Below are 18,959 nucleotides of genomic sequence, written 5' to 3'. Positions count from 1 at the left end.
CTCGGTCGGGTCGGCGTGCTCCCCGGCCGGCTCCCGCGGCGCGTGGTGTCCGTGTCCTCGGTCGGGCCGGCGCGTTTCCATGCCGGTCCGCCCGCGTTCCTCCGACGCGTGGTGCCCGTGCCCTTCCGCCGGGTTCGCCGGCGCCCCGGGCCGGATCCGTCGGCCGGGGCCGTTCAGTGCTGTTCGCTGTCGTCCGGGCGCACCGCGATGTGGTCCGGCTCCAGCTCCAGCGCCACCCGGTCGCGCATGCCGAGGGCCTGGGTGTACTCGGCGGGCAGTTGCAGGCGTCCGGCCCGGTCCAGCATGGCGTACTCACGGCTCACCACCCGCTCGTCACCGGTCGCCGCGTCCACCTCGCTGCGGCGCAGCACCTCCGTGGAGGTGCGGCCGTCGCGGATGGCGACCGTGCGGCGGACCTCGTCGGCCACCGCCTGGTCGTGGGTGACGATGACGATGGTGGTGCCCAGATGTTCGTTGGCCGTGCGGAAGGCGGCGAAGATCTGCTCACCGGTGTGGGAGTCGAGCTCGCCGGTGGGCTCGTCGGCGAGCAGCAGGGCAGGGTTGTTGGCGAGGGCCACCGCGATCGCCACCCGCTGCTGCTGGCCGCCGGACATCTGGTGCGGGCGCCGTTCGCGGCAGTCGTCGACCTCCAGCAGCCGCAGCAGCTCGAGCGCGCGGTCGGCCTGGGCGCGGCGGGTGCGTCCCCGGTCGCCGGACAGTTGCATGGGCAGGGCGACGTTCTGCGCGGCGGTCAGGTACGGCAGGAGGTTGCGGGAGGTCTGCTGCCAGACGAAGCCGACGACTTCGCGGCGGTAGCGGAGCCGGTCCTTCGCGGTCATGGCGAGCAGGTCGTGGTCGCCGACCCGGGCCGCGCCGGCCGTGGGCGTGTCCAGACCGGCGAGGATGTTCATCAGGGTGGACTTGCCGCTGCCGGAGGCGCCGACGAGCGCCAGCAGCTCACCCTCGCGGACCAGGAGGTCCAGGCCCTGGAGAGCCTGCACCTCCACTCCGTCGGCGGTGAAGATGCGGACCAGACGGTCGCAGCTGATCAGGGCGTCGTGTCCGTAGGCCGGCCGGGTGCGGTCCGCGGTGGCGCGCCGGGCCAGGTCGGCGAGGGTGGCGTTCGTCGTCTTCGTCTTCTGCGTCATCGGGGGGCTCCTGCACGGCGGCTACGGCGCATACGAGGGTGGTGGCGGCCAGGGCGCACGCGAAGGTCGTGGCGGCCACGGCGTGCGCAAGGGGCGTGACGGTCGCGGGGGACACCGCGGTCGCGGGGGACGCGGCGGTCGCGGGGGACGCGGCGGTCGCGGCGGGTACGGTGACCGGCGAGGCCGGGGGAGCCGACCGGGTCACCTGGGCCACGCGGGTTGCTCTGGCGGCTCGGGTGATTACGGTGGTCCCAGTGACCCAAGTGGTCAGGGTGGCCCTGGCAGGGGCGTCCCGGGTGCTCGCTCCGGACGGGGTGGGCCGTGCGGTGATCGTCGGGGCCGGGGCGGACCGGGCGGGTTCGGGGCCTGGGGCGGATCGGCCGCGCCTCCCGGTTCATCCGCCGTCCCCCGCCCGCAGTTCCCGCACCGAGCCCCTCCGGCTCGTCCACCACGCCTGTCCGACGGCGATGCCCACCGTCAGCAGCAGGACCGCCGCCGAGGGCAGGGCGAGGGACAGCGGATCGGTGCGCAGCGCGTTCCCGCCGGAGGCCGTGGCCGGGGGCAGGGCGATGGCCGTCAGGTCGATGCCGGGGGAGAGGAGCCGGATGGTCGCCCAGCCCGTCAGCGCGCCGCCCGCCGCGGCGAGAAGCGCCTGGGGGAGGGACTCCAGCACGAGCAGGCGCCGGCCCTGGGCCCGGGTGAGTCCCATGGTGCGCAGCCGGGCCAGGAGCGCGGTCCGCTCGGGGGCGGCCCGCAGCAGGGCGAGGAGCAGGGCCAGCACCGCGTAGCCCGCGCCCGCCGCGACCGCCGTGGTGTAGATGCGCTCGGCGCCGGACTGCAGGGGCGAGTCGACGTAGCGGGCCCGCTCGACGGACCGCAGGTGCACGGTGGCGGAGCTGCCCGCCGCCCGGCGCAGGGCGTCCGCGTCCAGGTGGTCGCCGGTCAGCAGCAGGGTGCTCGGCCGGGCGGCCCCGCCGCTCAGCCCGGCCCGGTCCACGACCAGGAAGTCGGCGCCGGGGACGGCCGGCGTCCGGTCCCGGACGACCGCGATCCGGACGGTGACCGTGGTGCCGTCGCCCAGTCGTACGGGGAAGGGCCGGGTGCCGTACGTGCCGGCGACCGACGGGGACGCCAGCGCCGGCAGCGGGGTGCCGCGGCCGGCGGCCGGTTGCCGCAGCCGCTGCGCCGGGAACGCGCCGACCCCGGTGCGGGCGGCGAGCGCCGCGTAGTCGGCGGGGACGACACCCGCCAGCGGCGTCTGGGTGAGGTGGGCGCCGGCCTTGGCCTGATAGTCGACGCCCACCTCGGTGAGCCCGCGCACGCCCGGCGTACGGCGGACCCGGCCGACCGACTCGGCGGACAGCGCGTCGGCCACCTCGACGCGGGCGTCGGCGCCCACGCCGAGCAGGGCCGTGCGGTCCCGGGCGTCGGCCACTCCCGCCAGGACGGAGCCGCCGAAGGCGGCGGTGGTCAGCGCGGTCAGCAGCGCCAGCAGGGGCAGCGTCGCGGAGACGGACGTACGGCCCGCGCGGGCCAGCGCGAGATGGCCCACCGGCCCGCGCAACCGGCCGGCCGGGCCCATCAGCCGGCGCAGCGGCAGCGGGTACAGGCGGACCAGCACCAGGGCCGCGATCACGCCCACCAGCACCGGCGCCAGTGACACCAGCTGGTCCCCGGACGGTCCCGCCGCCGCGGTCGCCCCCGTCGGGTCCGTCGGGTCCGTCGCCCCCGTCGACGCCGGGCCGCCCGAGACACCGCGCCGCCGCAGTGCCTCCACCGCCCCCGCGGCGATCACCAGCAGCGTGAGCTCGGCGACCGTACGGCGCCGGGACGGACGGTGCGACACGGTGTCCTCGCGGGGTCCGTGCAGGCGGACCGCGCGGTGTGCGGCCGCCGCGCGCAGGGGCAGCGCGGCGCAGGCGACGGCCGTGACCGCCATCGCGGCGGCGATCGCGGAGGTGGGGCGGCCCCCGGGCACGACCAGCAGGGCCGCGCCGCATCCGAGCGCCCCCGCGGGCACGGCGACGACCGCGGTCTCCGCCAGCAGCCGGCCGGCCAGGCCGCGCAGCGAGGCGCCGCGGGCGCGCAGCAGGGTGAGTTCGGCGCGGCGGCGGTCGACGGCGAGACCGCCGGCCATCAGCAGGACGACGACGGCGACGGCCGCGCCACCGACGACGGCGACCGAGACCAGCGGGCCGACTCCCGAACGCAGGCGGTCGTACTCGCCGAGGATGTCGTCGAGGTCGGTGCCCGCCCGCGCGGTCTGATCGGTGACCGAGCGCACCTGGGCCAGGCCCGGCCCCGACTCCAGGGAGGCGATGGCCGACTTCAGCCGCCCCAGGTCACGGGCGTGCAGGGCGCCGGCGCCGAAGGCCGGCTGCCAGTAGCGCACCGGCCGCCCGTCGGTGCCCAGCAGGGCCGGGGCCGCCTCGGGCGGCAGGAGCAGGGCGCCCAGCCAGTACTTCGGCGGGTTGAGTTCGGGCGCGGGGACCTCCATCAGGGCCGGGGTGCTCATCAGCGGCTTGGCCGCCCAGTAGGCGCCGCCGGGCCCGCGCGGGGCGACGATGCCGGTGACCCGGACGGACAGCGCCGGGCCCGACGCGGCGGTGGGCACGTGGATGACCGAGCCCACCTCGATGCGCAGGCTCCTGGCCGTCGCCACCGACACGGCGGCCTCCACGACGGTGGTCCGCGCCGTGACGCCGCTGGCCCGCGGCAGCCGGCCCGCGCGCACCGAGGAGTGCTCGCCGAGACCGTGCTGGGCGACGAGCCGCACCTTCGCGGGCAGTCCGCTGGGCTGCGGGATCCAGCGGTCGAAGACCGCGAGGTCGTTGCTGTTCAGCACGCCGTACGAGGACTGGTCGAGGTCGGTGGCCAGCGGCCGCGGTACGGCGCCGAGGACGCCGGTGAACTGGCGGCCCAGCGCGGGCGGGAGCAGCGACTGCTCCCGTTGCCGCGGCGTGAGCCGGGCGTCGGGCGCGTCGGCGACCACCGACAGGGTGGTGCGGGCCGGCGTCGCGCGGCCGACGGCGCGCGCCAGGCCGGCGTCCTCGTACCGGTCGAGCGCGAGCGGGAAGGCGGCGGCCAGGCACGCGGTCACCGCGACCAGCAGGGCGAGGGCGGCAGCGGCGCCCGGCGCGGTCCGCAGCCGGACGCGGACCCAGCCGGCGACGACGGAGTTCACCTCACTCACCTCCGCGGTCTCGAAGGGACACCGCCGGTTCGGAACGGCGCAGGGTCAGCGCCGCCGTGACGAGGAGCGGCGCGGCGGCGATGGCCGCCAGCAACAGGGCCACCCGGCCCGGCGGCAGTTCGACCAGCACCGCCGGCACCGGTTTCGCGGCCTGTCCGGTCAGCACGATCAGCGGGATCAGGGCCCGGGTCAGCACGGTGCCCAGGGCCGCGCCGGCCACCAACGCCACGGCCACCAGCACGCCCTGCTCGGCGGCGAGCATCCGGGCCAGCTGGCGGCGCGGGGCGCCCAGCGCCCGCAGCACGGCGAACTCGGCGTCCCGCTCGCGCCGCGCCCCGGCGGCGTTCACCGCGAAACCGAGTGCGGCCAGCGCGGCCGCGACCACGGCCGCGGCGGTGAACGCGGCCGCGGGCCCGGCGCCGAACGGGTCGTCGCGCAGCTGGGCGGCGATCTCGTCCCGGACGACCACCTGCGCCGGATCGACGTCGGGCAGTGACCGCAGCGCCGCGGCGACGTCCGCCGCGCGGTGGGCGTCGGTGCGCAGCCACCACTCGGTGGGCGCCGCGCTCACGCCGTAGCGGGACTGCAGCAGCCGGTTCACCGACCGCAGGTCCATCAGCAGGCCGCCGCCGTCGTGCGCCGCGTCCACGGAGTCGCCCGGAATCACGCCGCGGGCCGTGGTCGGCAGCGCCCGCACCGCACGCACGATCCGCACTGGGACGTTCTGGCCGGCGACCATCACGTCCATGCGCTGTCCCGGCCGGGCGCCCGCCGCGGCCAGGAAGCCGTCGGTCGCCACCGCCCGGACCTCCGGCTGCGCGGGCTGGACGGCCCGCAACCGCACGCTCACGCTCGCCGAGGACGCGCCCCGAGCCCGCTGGTGCGGCAGGTAGCCGGTGCCGTAGGCGACGGTCAGCGGACGGGACGAGGCGACCTCCGGCCGGGTCGGCACGGTGCCGGCGCCGGCCGAGGCGGCCGTGTCGCCGCCGGTCGAGACCGCCGTCCAGGCGGTCGGCAGCGGAAGCCGCCGCGCCGTCCCGTCGGCTCCCGTGGCCTCGACGCCGAACACCGTGAGACGGTGCCGTTCGGCCCGGTCGACGGGCTGTGCCACCTCCAGGTCGAGGCCGGTCAGGGTGAGCGGTCCCGTTCCGGCGGGCAGGTCCAGGTCCAGCGGGTGGGGTCGGCCGTCGGCGGACAGCGGGCCGGCCGGCGTGCGGTACGGGACGCCGTCCCGGTCCTCCAGGGTGACGGCCACGCCGACCGCCGCCGCCGAACCGCGCAGCGCCGCCGTCAGCCGCAGCCGGGCCGTGCCCGCGGGTACCTTCGCCCCCACGGCCGCGCCCTTCGGCGTGAGCCCCGCCAGCAGCGGCCGCACCGGCTCGTCCGCCAGGTCGCCGCGCATCAGCACCGAACCGACGGCGTGCGCCGTGTCCAGCGCGAGCACGGTCGCGGTGCGGTCGCCGGAGAGCGCGAGCGTGCTCCGGGCGGCGGGCGCGACAGCGCGTACGTGGGCCATGGCCGCGTACTGGCCGGTGCGGCCCAGTTCTCCCTCGCCGGCGGCGAGCACCCGCACCGGCGCGCCCGCGGTGAAGTCGGCCTGGTCGCCCTGCGAACGGTCCCGGGAGGCGCCCTGGCCGATCGCCAGCATGCCCAGGGCGACGGCGAGCACCAGCAGCAGCACCGCGCCCGCGCCGCGCGTGGGGCGGCGGCTGAACTGCCAGCCCGCCAGCGCCGCCGGCAGTCCGCGTCCGCCGGCCGCCCGGCGCTCGGCGAGCCGGGCGGCCGGCGGCAGCAGCCGCAGGGTCAGCACGGTTCCGGCCAGCAGGGTGAGCGCGGGCGCGGTGACGAGCAGCGGGTCGATGCCGAGCGTCCCCGTCCGGTCGCCGCCGACCGCGCCGGAGGGCTGCCGGTCGAGCTGCCAGTACGCGAGGGCGGCCACCGCCAGCAGCCCCAGGTCCGCGCCGGCCCGCAGCGGCGCGGGCAGCGTCCGGGCCCGCCGGGCGACCGCGAACGAAGAGGTCAGCACGGGCAGGGTCACCGCCAGCGCGCAGCCCAGCGCCACGCCGGCCGCCACCAGCCACACCCCGGGCCGTCCGGTCGCCGGGACGTCCGGGTGCAGGCCGATCCGGGCCAGGGCGCCCTGCCCGGCCAGCAGCCGCGTCAGCGGTCCGGCCAGCAGCGGGGCGCAGACGACGGCGGGCACGGCGAGCAGCAGCGCCTCCGTCGCGGCGAGGCCCGCGATCCGGGCCCGGGAGCCGCCGCGCGCCCGCAGCAGCCGGGTCTCAGCGGCGCGTTCGCTGCTCAGCAGCCGGGCCACCAGCAGCAGGGCGTACGCCGCGAGCAACGTCAGCTGGAGCGCGGCCACCAGCAGGGTCGAGCGGGCCACGAGCAGCGAGCGGTCGGTCCGGTCGAGGCCGGCGGGCAGGGAGGTCGTCACCTCGGGCGCGCTGTCCGTCGCGGTCGTCCTGCGCAGGGCCCCGGCGGCCTCGCGGACCGTGTCCCGCAGAGAACCGATCCGCCCGGTCGTCAGCGTGGAGAAGTCCGCCGACGCCTGCCACGCGGCCGGTCCCGCGCTCACCCTCGTCCCGGTGAGGACACCGGGGTCGGCCAGCAGCGGCCCGTACATCGTGAAGCCGACCTTGCGGATGCCGCGGCCGCCCAGGTCGTCCAGCCGCCAGTACGGCGCGTCGGCGTGGGCGGGCCGGTACAGCCCGGTGATCCGGACGCCGACCGCCGGGCCGCCGAGCCGGTCGGTGAGGGTGAACCGGGCGCCCGGCTCCAGGCCGAGGCGCCGCGCGGCGGTCTGGGGCAGGGCTGCCTCCAGGTCGCCCGTCGCCGTCGACCGGGGCAGCCGCCCGGTGACGAGCCGTACCTGTCCGGGGTCCAGGGCCGCGAAGTACGTCAGGTCCGGTTCGCCGGGGGCGCCCGCACTTCGGGTGCGGGGGAGTTCGGCGGCGGGCCGCAGCGAGCGGGGGAGGGCGTACGGACCGGACCTGACCAGCGTGCGCACGGTCACGGGCAGTCCGCCGAAGGCCGCGCGGGACTGTTCGCGCACGGCGGCGTCCAGGGCGGGGCGTGAGTCGGGCGCCGCCTCGCTCTGGACGACCAGGGTCGCGTCGGCCGCGTTGCGCGGATCCCGCAGGGAGTGGCGCAGCGCGGCGTCGCCGATCGCGCCCGAGTACGCGGTGAGGGTCGCCAGCACCGCCGTGGTGAGCAGGACCGTGACCAGCGCGGCGGCCAGCAGCAGCCGGTGCGCTCGCGCCCGCGACAGCACGAACCCCGTGAATCCCCCCACCCGGCTCCCCCCCCGTGGTCGTCCGGACCTCCGGGTGATGCTGTCAGAGCGGAGGGGCCACGAGTAAGCGTCTCTTTACCGAACTTGATCGGATCGTGACCGAAATCCGGCGTCGCGCGACCGGAATGCGGGACTCAGCCGGCGTGACGGGCGTGACGGGCGTGACGGGCGTGACGGGTCAGTCGGTCAGCCGGCGGTGTTGATCATCGACGCGGCCGCGTACGTCAGGTAGTTCCACAGCGTCCGCTCGTGCTCCTCGGACAGGCCGAGCTCGTCGACCGCGACCCGCATGTGCCGGAGCCAGGCGTCGTGCGCGGCCCGGTCGACCGTGAAGGGCACGTGGCGCATGCGCAGCCGCGGATGGCCGCGCCGCTGGCTGTACGTCGTCGGACCGCCCCAGTACTGCATGAGGAACAGCCGGAGCCGTTCCTCGGCCGGACCGAGGTCCTCCTCCGGATACATGGCCCGCAGCTCGGGATCGCCGGCGACCCCCTCGTAGAAGCGGTGGACGAGCCGGCGGAACGTCTCCTCCCCGCCGACCTGCTCGTAGAACGTCTGCTCCGGAAGCGTGCCGCGCCGGATCTCGGTCACGTTGGATTGCCTCACAATGTCGTTCCGGTCCGCCCCGAGGCTGTTCGGCCGGGGCCCGGGGGCCGTCCCCGGGATTCGCGGTACCCGTCCATGGTCTCAGACGGCCGGGCGGAGGACTCCGGACTTAGGTCCACCGGGCGGAGCCGGACGGCGGTGCTCGCCACGCGGCGGATCGCGCAGCACAGTGGAGTCATGGGCACGCACGGCGACGGCAGGGACGACGAGGGCTGGGCCGGGCTGGCCGCCGCGGCGCGGGCGGCGCTGGTACGGGAGATCGACGCGAGCGGGGCCTGGGCTGCCGACCCGGTGTGGCGGGAGGTGTTCGCGGCGGTGCCGAGGCACCTGTTCGTGCCGTACTACTACGTCGCCGGCCCCGGCGGCTACGAGCGGCGGTGGGGCGAGAGCCCGGACCGGACGGCGCGCGAGCGCTGGCTGCGCGGCGCCTACGCCGACACCCCGCTGGCCACGCGGCTGCGCGACGGGGAACTGGTCTCCTCCAGCAGCCAGCCCTCCCTCATGGCCCGGATGCTGGCCGAGCTGCGGGTGGCCGACGGCGACCGGGTCCTGGAGATCGGCGCCGGCACCGGATACAACGCGGCCCTGCTCGCCCACCGGCTCGGCGACGACGACCTCGTCACCAGCGTCGACCTGGAACCGGAGATCACCGAGTCGGCGCGCCGGCACCTGGCGGCCGCCGGGTACCGCCCGGTCGTCGTCACGGGCGACGGCGCCCGCGGGGTTCCCGAACGCGCCCCCTTCGACCGGATCGTCGCCACCTGCGCGCTGCCCTCGGTGCCGCGGGCCTGGATCGCCCAGTGCTCACCGGGCGCGCGGATCCTGACGCCCATCGCCACCGGCCTGGCCGCGCTGACCGTACGGGACGCCGCGCACGCCGAGGGCCCCTTCCTGGACACTCCCGCCTATTTCGTGCCGCTGCGCGGCGCGGGCGGGCCGGAGGCGCCGGCGCCGCGGCTGGACGGGCTTCCCGCGCGGGCCCGCGAGGACGAGCTGTTCCGCTTCCTGCTCGCCCTGACCCGCAGCCGCGTGGACGCGCGGGACGCGTACGAGCTGTGGCGGCGCGAGGGCCGCCCGGAGCGCGAGCGCTTCGGTATCACCGTGAGCGGCGAGCACGCCTGGGCGTGGCTGGACGACCCGGAGGGGCCGTACGCCTGGCCCCTCCCGGACTGACCGGCGCCACGACTCAGCCGCGCCGGACGGTGATCGTCGTCCACGCGCCGACGTGCACCCGGTCGCCGTCCCGCAGCGGCACCGGCACGAACGGCTGGATGGGCTCCTCGGAGCCGTTGACCGTCGTGCCGTTGGTCGAGTTCTGGTCGACCACCGACCAGCTGCCGTCGGGCTGCTGGACCAGCACCGCGTGCTGGTGCGAGACACCCGGGTCCTCCGGCGGCACCGACAGGTCGATGTCGGGGGTGTCGCCGGTGGAGTGCCGGCGGCGGCCGATGGTGACCTGGTTGCCGGTGAGCGCGCGCTGCTGCTCGGGCGAGTACGCGGGCAGGTTCAGACCCGCGGCCTCCGGACCCGAGCGGTGCATCATCGCCATGAAGTACTCGCGGTCCGGGCCGATCGTCGCCGTCCACGTGGCCGGCTGCTGCGGCTGCTGCGGGAACGGAGGTCCGGGCGGGGCCTGCGTGGCACCGGGCTGCGGGTAGCCGTAGCCGCCCTGCCCGGCACCGGGCTGCGGGTAGCCGTAGCCGCCACCCGGCCCGGGGCCTGCGGGACCGCCCGGACCGCCGGTGCCGCCGGGGCCCGTGGACGACGGCGGGGAGATCACCCAGTCGTCGTCACCGCCGAAGGACGGGCCGCCGGGGTGCGGCCGGTTCGTCTCCTGCGGGAACGGGGCCGGGGCCTGCGTGGCACCGGCCTGGGGGTAGCCGTAGCCGCCCCCCGGCCCGGCGCCGGGACCGCCCGGGCCACCGGGACCGCCGGGACGACCGGGACCGCCCGGCGCACCGGGGCCACCCTGCGTACCGGGGCCGCCCGGACCGCCGGGACCGCCCGGGCCGCCGTGCGGCGGCGTCGGGCCGGGCGGCGGCGGGACCGGCCGCGACGGGTCGGGGCCGAAGCCGGAGGGCCCGGGAGGCGGGCCGGGAGGACCGCCGAAGGGACCGGGGCCGCCGGGACCGCCGGGGCGGCCGTGCGGCTCGGCGCCGAACGGCGGGGCCGGCGGGATCGGCTCCGCCGGCCGGTTGACCTGGGACGGCCGGGAGCCCTGGTAGTCGTAGGGGTCACCGCCGCCGTAGGGCGGACTGGGCGGCTGCGGGAAACGGGGCCCAGGTCCGGGAGCGCCGGGACCACCCGGGCCGCCGCCCCCCGGACCACCGGGACCGCCCGGACCACCCGGCGCACCGGGACCGCCCGGACCGGGCGCCTGCGGGCGCGGAGCGGCCGGGGTGTAGGAGGTGGCCGTGTTCGTCAGGAAGTTCCACCGGCACTCCTCGCAGAACGGCGCACCGCCCTCACGGGGCGTGCGGCACTGCGGGCAGAGCTCCGGCCCGGAACCGGGAGCCGCGGACGGGTGCGGACGGCCACCGGGCGCCCCCGGACCACCGAACCCGCCGGGACCGCCGGGACCGCCGGGCGCCCCGGGACCACCGAACCCACCGGGCGCCCCCGGACCACCGGGCGCGCCAGGACCCCCCGGACCACCGGGCGCGCCGGGGCCCGGTGCGGGCGGGAAGCCGTAGCCGCCGGCCGGGGGCGGCGGGGGAGGAGGAGGCGGCACGGCACCGGCCATGCGGTGACCGCAGACCTCGCACCAGTCGTCGGAACCCGACTGGTGTCCGTTCGGGCAGGTCGGCATGTCGGCGCTTCCCCCTCTCCTTTTCCGGTCGTGGCGACCGGATTTCTCCCACCCCGAGGGGCCGGGCTCGCTGTCTGTGGCTGTGGTCCTGCGTCACTTCTTTACACGAACAGTCTTTGTGGACCGTGTCTCGAGAGTCATCTCGTCGGCCTCCGCGACCTTCGCCTTCAGTCGCACAGTACCTGCCGCGACGTCGACCACGTCCACCACCTTCGCAAGCAGTTTCGCAGTATCCGCGTTCCCCGAGACGTCGGCGAGCTGGACCGCCCGTCCCAGTTTGGCCGTGGCTCCCTCCACATCGCCCGCTTTGCGAAGGTCGAGGCCCTGTTGGATGACTTGTGCCAGTTCGGCCTGACCGGTGTAGTGGGCGACGTGCGGGTTGATGGAGGTGGAGGCGGTCATGTCGTCGGTCCACACGGCCCGTACCAGGCCCTGGGCGCCCAGGTTCTGCGCCGTTCCGTCCGGTTGCGGGACCACCAGGGAGACCCGGGCGGCCAGCATCTCCTGGCCGACGTCGGCGGCCGGCACCTCGACGCACAGGTGGTAGTCGCGGCCCTCGTCGCCCCAGGAGCCGGTGGGATAGTCCCCGGCGCGCGGGCCGGCCTCGGTACGACGCCCGGTCAAGTCGGCCACGGTCGGGGCGACTTGCTTGACGAACCTGATCGTCGAGCCGACCGGGGTCCATACCCGCAGGGCGACGTCGGCGACCTCCTTGCCCATCGCCGTCTCCATCATCCGGGTGAAGTCGGCGGCCAGCGCGGCGGGGTCGGCCACGATGTCGGCGGTGCCGAGCAGCGCGGAGGCGATCCCTGTGACTTCTTTCACTTCCCAGTCGGTGCCCACGCCCCGCGCGTCACAGGTGAAGCGCCCGGCGCACGCGTCGAGCGTCGCCCTGAGGTCCTCGGGCGACTCGTGCTCGTTGCGCCCGTCGGTGAGCAGGATGCCGTGCCGGATGGTGACGTCGGCCGAGGACAGCAGCCGGTCGGCCAGCCGCAGCCAGGTGCCGATGGCCGTGCCGCCGCCCGAGCCGAGCCTGCGCAGCGCCTGCTTGGCCTGCTCGCGGGTGGTGGCGTCGGCGACCGCCAGCCGGCCGCCGCCCGGGTAGACCTCCGTGGCCACGTGCGTGCCGCCGATCACCGCGAAGTGCACGCCGTCGCGCAGGGTGTCGATCGCGGCGGCCGTGGCCTGACGGGCGTTGCGCATCTTGGTCGGCGGGTAGTCCATCGAACCCGAGCAGTCCACCATCACCGCCACCGCGGCGGACGGCCCCTGATCGGACGTGTACAGGCGCGGCGCCAAGACCGCGCTCCCGATCGTGCCTCCGCCGGTCGCCTTCACCGTGACGATGGCGTTGACCTCCCGGCCGCCCTCCGGCAGGTACTCGTTCTGGTACACGTCCATCGAGAACCGCGGCGCGCTGGACTTCGAGAAATTGGCCATTGCCTACCAGATCCCCCTCCGGAACCCCGCCGAGCGGGGCTGACGACTGCGAACGGACCGGTCCCCTCCGGTCCCTGGAGCTTCCCCGTGGTGAGGCCCGGGGTCTGTCGCCGGATCACTCAGGGCCCGCCGATCCGGCCCGGTCCGGACGAGAGACCCCCGCCCCGGCTCCCATCACGTGCCCGGGCGTCGCTTTCCCTCAGGCCGATCCTGCCCCCTGCGGCGGGACCGGGAACGGCACGAGGGCCACTGTTACGTTGTCGTGGCCCCCGCCGTCCAGGGCGTGGCCGACCAGCACCCGGGCGCTGTGCAGCGGACGCACGGCCGCGTCCGGGGGCAGGGCCTCGGCCATCTCCCCGGCCGTCTCGGCGTAGTTCCACAGCCCGTCCGTGCACACCACCACCACACCGGGCCGGTCCGGCTCGAAGGACGCGGTGTGCGGCTCCAGTTCGTAGGCGTCCGCGCCGAGCCAGCCGGTGATCGCGTGGGCGCGCTCGTCCGCGTACGCCTCCGCCTCGCTCATCAGGCCCGCGGCGACCATCTGCGCGGCCCAGGAGTCGTCCTCGGTGAGCCGGGCCGCCGGCGCGGCGCGGTCCACCGGCACCCAGTAGGCGCGGCTGTCGCCGACCCAGCCGACGACCAGCAGCCCGCCGGTGACCACGGCGCCGACGAGCGTGCAGGCCGGCGCGTTCTGGTGCGGGGAGTGCTCACGGGCCCCCGCGGGCTCCTCGGCCAGCGCGTCGACCGCCCGCGCCGCGGCGACGATCGCCTCGTGCATGGCCTGCTGCGGGTGCGTGCCCCGGGGCAGGGCGGCCAGCAGGAACTCGCTCGCCGTCCGGGAGGCGGCGAGTGAGGCCTCGTCGGGGCGGGTCGCGGAGGACACCCCGTCGCAGACGATCGCCACGGTGGCGGGCGAGCCGTCGGGCAGCGCGGCACAGCCGATGGCGAAGGCGTCCTCGTTGCGGTGGTGGCGCAGACCCCGGTCGCTGACCGCGGCCAACGGGCCCGCCTCCCGCTCCATGTGGTCGCGTTCGCGCGGCTGCGCGTGCCCGCAGTTCTCGCAGTAGCCGTCGCCGTCGACCCGGCCCGCGCGGCACGCCACGCAGACCGCGGCGCCGGCGTCCGGGGCGACGGCCTCCGCGGCCTGCCGCGGGTCCGGCGCCTGCAACGGGTACTCCTCGGGCTCCGCGGGGTGGTCGAAGCGCACCCCCGGGCCCGGCGACGCCTGCGGCCGCGCCGCCTGGTGCGCGGGCGGCGGCTGCGGCGGCTGCGGCCACCCGGCGCCCTCCGCGCCCCCGTCGGCAGGCGCGGACGGGCGCGGCACCGCGCCGTGACCCATCCTCAGCGTCGGCGTGTCGGGCGACTGCGCGGCGACCGTGGACAGGTCGTAACCGCAGGCGCCGCAGAAACGGTCGCCCGACTCGAGCGGCTCCGCGCAGCTCGGGCAGTTCGACAGGGCGGCCTGCTGGTGCATCTGGGACATCAACTACACCCACGTCCGGGGGCGGTAACGATTGGCACGTTCCACCAGGTCGATCCTCTCCTTGCCGCCGGGCGCCAGCCGGGCCAGCGTGCGGTACGAACGCTCCAGTCCGAAGCGGAGTCCCCGCTCGTCCAGGTCGCTGCCGAGCAGCGCCCGCCGGGGGGCCGCCTGCGCGGCCCGTCCCCCGGAGAGTATCCAGTCCAGCGCGCAGCCGAGGACTTCCGCCGACAACAGCTCGCGCCGCGCCGGGTCCAGACCGTACGCACGCAGCGCCTCCACCTGTCCGGCGGCGGCCGTCAGGTCCTCCAGGAACGGCGTGTCGGAGGCGAGCGCCGTACGGTGCCGCAGCCGTGCCCGCACGGCGGCCACCCGCGCCGCCGTGTAGTGGATGGAGGACTCCGGAACCGACTCCAGACTCCGTACGGCCCCCCGCCGGTCCCCGGTGGCCAGCCGGACCCTGGCCAGGCCGAACGCGGCGCTGACGTAGCTCGGGTCGGTCTTCCACACCAGGCGGTAGTACTCGGCGGCGTTGTCGAGCTGGCCGAGGACCTCCGCGCACAGCCCCAGCGCCAGCTTGGGCGCGATCTCGCCGGGGAAGGCGTCGTAGAGCGCGTCGAAGGCGAGCGCCGCCTCCTCGTGCTCGGCGGTGACCAGGGAGACCACGCCCCGGTACCAGACGACCCGCCAGTCGTCGGGATGCCGCTCCTCCAGCGCTCGCAGCGTCTTCAGGGCGGTGCCCGGCTCGCCGGTCTCCAGCCGGGCGCGGACCTGGCGCAACCGGGTCTCGATCGACTGGGCGGGCGCGGCGGCCAGGGCGTTGATCAGCTCGCCCGGCGCCGACGCCAGCAGCCCGGCGAGGAAGCCCGCGTCGGGATCGGCGGGATCGACGTGCGGGACGGGCAGGGCGAGGGCCGCCGCCGGCACGTCCACCGGCTCGACGGGCACGGGCACGGGCACGGGCGCGCCGGCGCCCGGCGCGCCCGCGGGCGCGTGGCCCGGCGGGAGCGGCGGCGGCCCGGACGCCGCCCGGGCGCTACGGGTGCGCCCCGCACGGGCCCCGAGCCGGGACACCTCCCCCGTCGGCGCCGGGAACAACTCCGTGTCCGTGACCCTCGTCTCGGGGCCGAACAGGGTCGACAGGGCGGGCCGGGCCTGCCCCGTCTGGAGGGAGACGACCTCCCGGAGCACCCCGGTCAACTGCTCGGCCATCTCCTGCGCGGAGGCGAACCGGCGGGCCGGGTCCGGGTCGGTGGCACGCACCAGCAGGCGGTAGAAGGACTCGTACCGCCGGAAGACCTCGACGGTGTCCGGGTCGGGCAGGGAGTCCGCGAAGGCGGTCGTGTAGCCCTGGAAGTCGAAGGTGAGGACGGCGAGCGTACGGCCCACCGTGTACAGGTCGCTGGCGACCGACGGGCCGACCTCCGCGACCTCCGGCGCCTGGTAGCCGACGGTGCCGTAGATGGCCGACTCCTCGTCGTCCATCCGGCGCACCGCGCCCATGTCGATCAGCTTGAGCTGGTCCTCGGTCTGGATCGCGTTGTCGACCTTGAAGTCGCAGTACAGCAGGTTGCGGCTGTGCAGGTGGCCGAGCGCCTCCAGCGCCTCGATGCCGTACGCGCACGCCTGCTCCACCGGCAGCGGATCGCGTCGGCCGTCCGGCGTGCGGCGGGAGTTGGCGATCTCCTTCAGCGACTTGCCGCCGACGTACTCCATCACGATGTAGCCGTCGAGGGAGCCGGTGCGCTGGTCGAGGTGCTCCACGAAGTTGTAGATCCGCACGATGTTGGCGTGCTCGATCTCCGCGAGGAACCGCCGTTCGGAGATCGCCGCCGCCATCGCGTCCTGGTCGCCGGTGTCCAGCAGGCCCTTGAGCACCACCCACCGGTCGGAGACCGCCCGGTCCACGGCCAGGTAGACCCAGCCCAGCCCGCCGTGCGCGAGGCAGCCCACGACCTCGTACTGCCCGTGCACGATGTCCCCGGACCGCAGCTTGGGCACGAACGAGTACGGGTGGCCGCACTTGGTGCAGAAGCCCTCGGTGCGCCCCGGCCGCTCGCCGCGGGCCCGGCCGACCGGCGCCCCGCAGTCCGAGCGCGAGCAGAACCGCTTGCGCTCGGGCACCTCCGGGTTGTCCAGCACCATCGAGTGCGGGTCGGGCCGCGGCACCTGCGGCACCCGCACCAGCCCGGCGCCCAGCCGGCCGCGCGCCGAGGAGCCGGCCGAGGAGCCGGAGCTGCGCACCGACACCGAACGGCTGGTCGGCCTGCCCGACAGGGAGCGCGAGAGCCGCCCCGACACCGAGCGGCGCGACTTCGACGACTGCGACGACGTACCCGAACCGCGGCCGCCGCGCCCGCCGGCGGCCGAACCGGCGCTGCCCGCCGACCCCCGCGAACGGCTGCCGCCGCCGGTGATCCCGGTGGGCGGCGAGGCGACCATGCCGGTCGACGACACGACCGGGGCGAGACCGCAGGTGTCGCAGTACAGCTCACCGCCGCCGACGTCCTCGTACCTCCCCTCGCAGTCCGGCCGCTGGCAGTTCTGCCCCGCCTGACTCATGACATCCCCCCGCCGTCGCCGTCCTGGGGGCCGCCCTGCCGCGGCACCCGCGCGCCGCCGAGCAGCTCGGCCGCCGCCTGCTGGTAGCGCAGCACGGCCTGCTCGGCCACCCGCAGGTCGCAGGGCGCGCTCCACAGCATGCGGCGCGCCGCGTCGTACCGTTCGACCAGCAGAGGGTCCTCCGCGAGGCCGTGCCGGGCGATCTTCGCCTTGTACGCGTCCAGCCGGCCGCGCAGTTCGGCACGGACCGCCAGCGGCGCGGTGACCGCCGTCAACGACTCCCGCGCCCGCAGCAGTTCGTCCTCCGCCTTCTGCTCCAGGGACTCCAGCAGCGGCGACAGGCGGTGCCACTGGGCCTGCCTGCGGTACTCGGCGGCGGCCGCGAGCTGCTCCTGCAACGCGGTCGGCGGTCCGCTGACCACCGGGACCTCCGTGGCGGCGATCTTCGCCAGCACCTCGCCGCGCGCGGTGCGCGCCTCGGCGAGCGTGCGGTCCGCGCGGGAGAGCAGGTCGCGCAGCTTGATCAGCCGCTGCTCGGCGTCCTGCCGCACCCCGAGCACCGCGTCGATCTCCCGGCGCACCTCCTCCAGCGCCCGCGCCGCACGGTCGTACACGGTGGTGTCCGGCCGGCCGCCGCCGGGCGCCGAACTGCCCTGCGCCGGCACCCAGTGGGCGAGCGGGTCGGAGACCACCTCCTCGCGCAGCCGGGACAGCGTGCGCGTGATGCGCTCCAGGTCGTCGCCGGCCGGGTGCTCGCCGGGTCGGACACCGACCGAGTGCGCGAGCCGGCGGGTGCGCTGGAGCTCGGCGGCGAGCAGGTCGATCCGGGCGGGCAGCGCCGACCACACCGCGTCGGCGGCGACCACCATGTCCAGGCCGGCCGCGTACAGTTCGTTCATCCGGTCCACCAGCGCGGCCAGCGAGAAGCGCTCGCTGAGCCGGCCCGCGCCCGCGCCGGAGACGGTGACGGACTCGCCGCGCAGCAGCTCGGTCAGTTCCGCCAGGTCCTCGCGGCTGGACCAGCGGCGGCGGGCGCGGATCTCACGGGCGGCGCGCAGCGCGCCCGTGTACGCGTCGAAGTACGTCCACAGCAGCGTTATCGACGCCTCCGTCGACGCCCAGCGCTCCCGGGTGACGCCGGTCAGCTCGGCGCCTTCGAGGAGTCTGCGGCCCGCGTGGTCCTGAAGGGCGAGGAGCGAGGTCTCGATCGCCTCGTGCTCCGCTCCGAGCCGCGCCAGCGCACGGTCCACCTCGTCCCGGTCGAGCACCGGCCCGGCGGGGTCCGTGCCGCCCATCGATCACCTCTCGCTGCTCTTCGTGTTCCGTCGGTCGTACGCCGGCCGGGGTCCGTCTCCCGCGGTGGGGCCGGGTCAACGGTAGGCCGGTGCCGGCGGGGTCGCCGACTGGGAGTCCTTACCCAGCGTGGGGGACAGCCACCTGTCGTACGACGCCTTCCAGCCCCCGTCCCCGCGGTAGTTCTCCAGTATTCGGTTGACCTGACGCACCAGGTCGTCGGCGCCCAGCTTCATCGCCACGCCGTAGTACTCCGTGGTGAAGGTGCCGCCCTTCAGCTGCACCGCGGGGTCCTGCGCGGCCTGGCTGGCGGCGAGGGCGCCGTCGGTCACCACCGCGTCCACGTCGCCCAGTTGCAGCCGCACCAGGCAGTCGAGCTGGTTGGGGACGGTGGTGGTGATGTCGGTGGAGGCGGGCAGCGTGCCGCTCCTGCTGTCGGCGGACAGGTGGTCGTAGGCCGTGGAACCGGTCGCCGAGCAGACCTTCTTGTCCGCCAGCGACTTGTCGTAGCCGGTGATCGTCGACGTGCGCGGGGCGAGGACCTGCTGGCCGGTCAGGAAGTACGGGGCGGAGAACGCCACCTGCTTCAGCCGGTCGCAGGTGATGGTCATGGTGCGCACCACCATGTCGACCCGGCCGCTCCTGATCGCGGGGACGCGCTCGTTGGTGGGGATGGCCCGGAACTGGACCTTGTCGCCGTCGCCGAGGATGTCCTTGGCGATGCGGTGCGCGAGGTCGATGTCGAAGCCCTCCAGCGCGCCGGAGGAGTTGTTCGGGTTGCGGTAGCCCCAGCGGTAGCTGTTCTGGTCGACGCCGACCGAGAGGTAGCCGCGCTGCCTGATGGCGTTGACGGCGGGGCCCTCGGCGGCGGACGGGGACAGGCTGCGGTTCTGGGCGTCGCCGTCCGTGCAGTCGCCGGCCCGGGCCTGAAGGCCCTGCGTCGTGCGCGGGCCGCCCGGACCGCCCGGGCCGGCGGCGCCGCCGCCGTGCGACTGGGTGCGCGGCAGCAGCAGGACGAACGCCAGCGCCAGGGCGCAGACGGCCGCCATCGCGCCCACGCCGCCCCAGCCCCGCAGACCGGCCCGCAGTCGTCGTACCCGCATCCGCACGCCTCCTTCCACCCCTGTCCCGCC

The 18,959-nt window shown here is 76.3% G+C and carries 11 protein-coding genes; 1 reads left to right on the top strand and 10 read right to left on the bottom strand.

The genetic code is table 11. The features are described 5' to 3' along the window. Nucleotides 1-173: 173 nt before the first annotated feature. The 4 genes from ACF061_RS03980 to ACF061_RS03965 form a co-directional block, all read right to left on the bottom strand. Nucleotides 174-1,148, bottom strand: coding sequence for an ABC transporter ATP-binding protein (locus ACF061_RS03980; RefSeq protein WP_392265193.1), 975 nt, complete (start codon nucleotides 1,146-1,148; stop codon nucleotides 174-176). Nucleotides 1,149-1,542: 394 nt separating this feature from the next. After that, nucleotides 1,543-4,332 carry an FtsX-like permease family protein gene (locus ACF061_RS03975; protein ID WP_392265192.1) on the bottom strand — a complete coding sequence of 930 codons (2,790 nt, stop codon included), beginning with the start codon at nucleotides 4,330-4,332 and terminating at the stop codon, nucleotides 1,543-1,545. 1 nt (nucleotide 4,333) lies between these two features. Beyond that, entirely contained in the window at nucleotides 4,334-7,636 is a 3,303-nt protein-coding gene (locus ACF061_RS03970; RefSeq protein WP_392265191.1) for an FtsX-like permease family protein, read from the bottom strand. 186 nt (nucleotides 7,637-7,822) lie between these two features. Then, the gene (locus ACF061_RS03965; RefSeq protein WP_392265190.1) at nucleotides 7,823-8,227 is read right to left on the bottom strand and encodes a globin; all 405 of its coding nucleotides are present in this window, start codon (nucleotides 8,225-8,227) and stop codon (nucleotides 7,823-7,825) included. Between the two features lie 192 nt (nucleotides 8,228-8,419). Here ACF061_RS03965 and ACF061_RS03960 point away from each other — a divergent pair, with 192 nt between their 5' ends. Continuing rightward, on the top strand, nucleotides 8,420-9,415 hold the full coding sequence (locus ACF061_RS03960) for a methyltransferase domain-containing protein (RefSeq protein ID WP_392265189.1): 996 nt from the start codon (nucleotides 8,420-8,422) through the stop codon (nucleotides 9,413-9,415). A 13-nt stretch (nucleotides 9,416-9,428) separates the two neighbouring features. Here the strand turns inward: ACF061_RS03960 and ACF061_RS03955 are convergent, their stop codons facing one another. From ACF061_RS03955 to ACF061_RS03930, 6 genes are all read right to left on the bottom strand, one after another. Then, a complete protein-coding gene (locus ACF061_RS03955; RefSeq protein ID WP_392265188.1) occupies nucleotides 9,429-11,051 on the bottom strand; it encodes an FHA domain-containing protein in 1,623 nt (540 codons plus the stop codon). 93 nt (nucleotides 11,052-11,144) lie between these two features. Then, nucleotides 11,145-12,491: a VWA domain-containing protein gene (locus ACF061_RS03950; protein WP_392265187.1), complete on the bottom strand. Its 1,347-nt coding sequence runs from the start codon at nucleotides 12,489-12,491 to the stop codon at nucleotides 11,145-11,147. 199 nt (nucleotides 12,492-12,690) lie between these two features. Beyond that, complete coding sequence (locus ACF061_RS03945; protein ID WP_392265186.1) at nucleotides 12,691-13,974, bottom strand: PP2C family serine/threonine-protein phosphatase; 1,284 nt, start codon at nucleotides 13,972-13,974, stop codon at nucleotides 12,691-12,693. A gap of 3 nt (nucleotides 13,975-13,977) precedes the next feature. Beyond that, nucleotides 13,978-16,533, bottom strand: coding sequence for a tetratricopeptide repeat protein (locus ACF061_RS03940; RefSeq protein WP_392265185.1), 2,556 nt, complete (start codon nucleotides 16,531-16,533; stop codon nucleotides 13,978-13,980). Continuing rightward, a complete protein-coding gene (locus ACF061_RS03935) occupies nucleotides 16,530-17,828 on the bottom strand; it encodes a hypothetical protein (protein ID WP_392265184.1) in 1,299 nt (432 codons plus the stop codon). Before ACF061_RS03935 ends, ACF061_RS03940 begins: the two co-directional genes overlap by 4 nt. A 75-nt stretch (nucleotides 17,829-17,903) precedes the next feature. Beyond that, nucleotides 17,904-18,929, bottom strand: a complete 1,026-nt coding sequence (locus ACF061_RS03930; RefSeq protein ID WP_392265183.1) for a glutamate ABC transporter substrate-binding protein — start codon at nucleotides 18,927-18,929, stop codon at nucleotides 17,904-17,906. Nucleotides 18,930-18,959 lie beyond the last annotated feature (30 nt).

The sequence above is a fragment of the Streptomyces sp. NPDC015220 genome, from assembly GCF_043079345.1.
In the GTDB taxonomy this organism is placed as follows: domain Bacteria; phylum Actinomycetota; class Actinomycetes; order Streptomycetales; family Streptomycetaceae; genus Streptomyces.
The sequence above is the reverse complement of the archived record's forward strand: the minus strand, read 5'-3'. Positions and strand labels throughout refer to the sequence as shown.

Excerpts from the sequence above, each read along its gene's own strand:
- ACF061_RS03980 (WP_392265193.1), bottom strand. The coding sequence starts at position 1,148 with ATGACGCAGAAGACGAAGACGACGAACGCCACCCTCGCCGACCTGGCC.
- ACF061_RS03960 (WP_392265189.1), top strand. The coding sequence starts at position 8,420 with ATGGGCACGCACGGCGACGGCAGGGACGACGAGGGCTGGGCCGGGCTG.
- ACF061_RS03955 (WP_392265188.1), bottom strand. The coding sequence starts at position 11,051 with ATGCCGACCTGCCCGAACGGACACCAGTCGGGTTCCGACGACTGGTGC.
- ACF061_RS03950 (WP_392265187.1), bottom strand. The coding sequence starts at position 12,491 with ATGGCCAATTTCTCGAAGTCCAGCGCGCCGCGGTTCTCGATGGACGTG.
- ACF061_RS03945 (WP_392265186.1), bottom strand. The coding sequence starts at position 13,974 with ATGTCCCAGATGCACCAGCAGGCCGCCCTGTCGAACTGCCCGAGCTGC.
- ACF061_RS03940 (WP_392265185.1), bottom strand. The coding sequence starts at position 16,533 with ATGAGTCAGGCGGGGCAGAACTGCCAGCGGCCGGACTGCGAGGGGAGG.
- ACF061_RS03935 (WP_392265184.1), bottom strand. The coding sequence starts at position 17,828 with ATGGGCGGCACGGACCCCGCCGGGCCGGTGCTCGACCGGGACGAGGTG.
- ACF061_RS03930 (WP_392265183.1), bottom strand. The coding sequence starts at position 18,929 with ATGCGGGTACGACGACTGCGGGCCGGTCTGCGGGGCTGGGGCGGCGTG.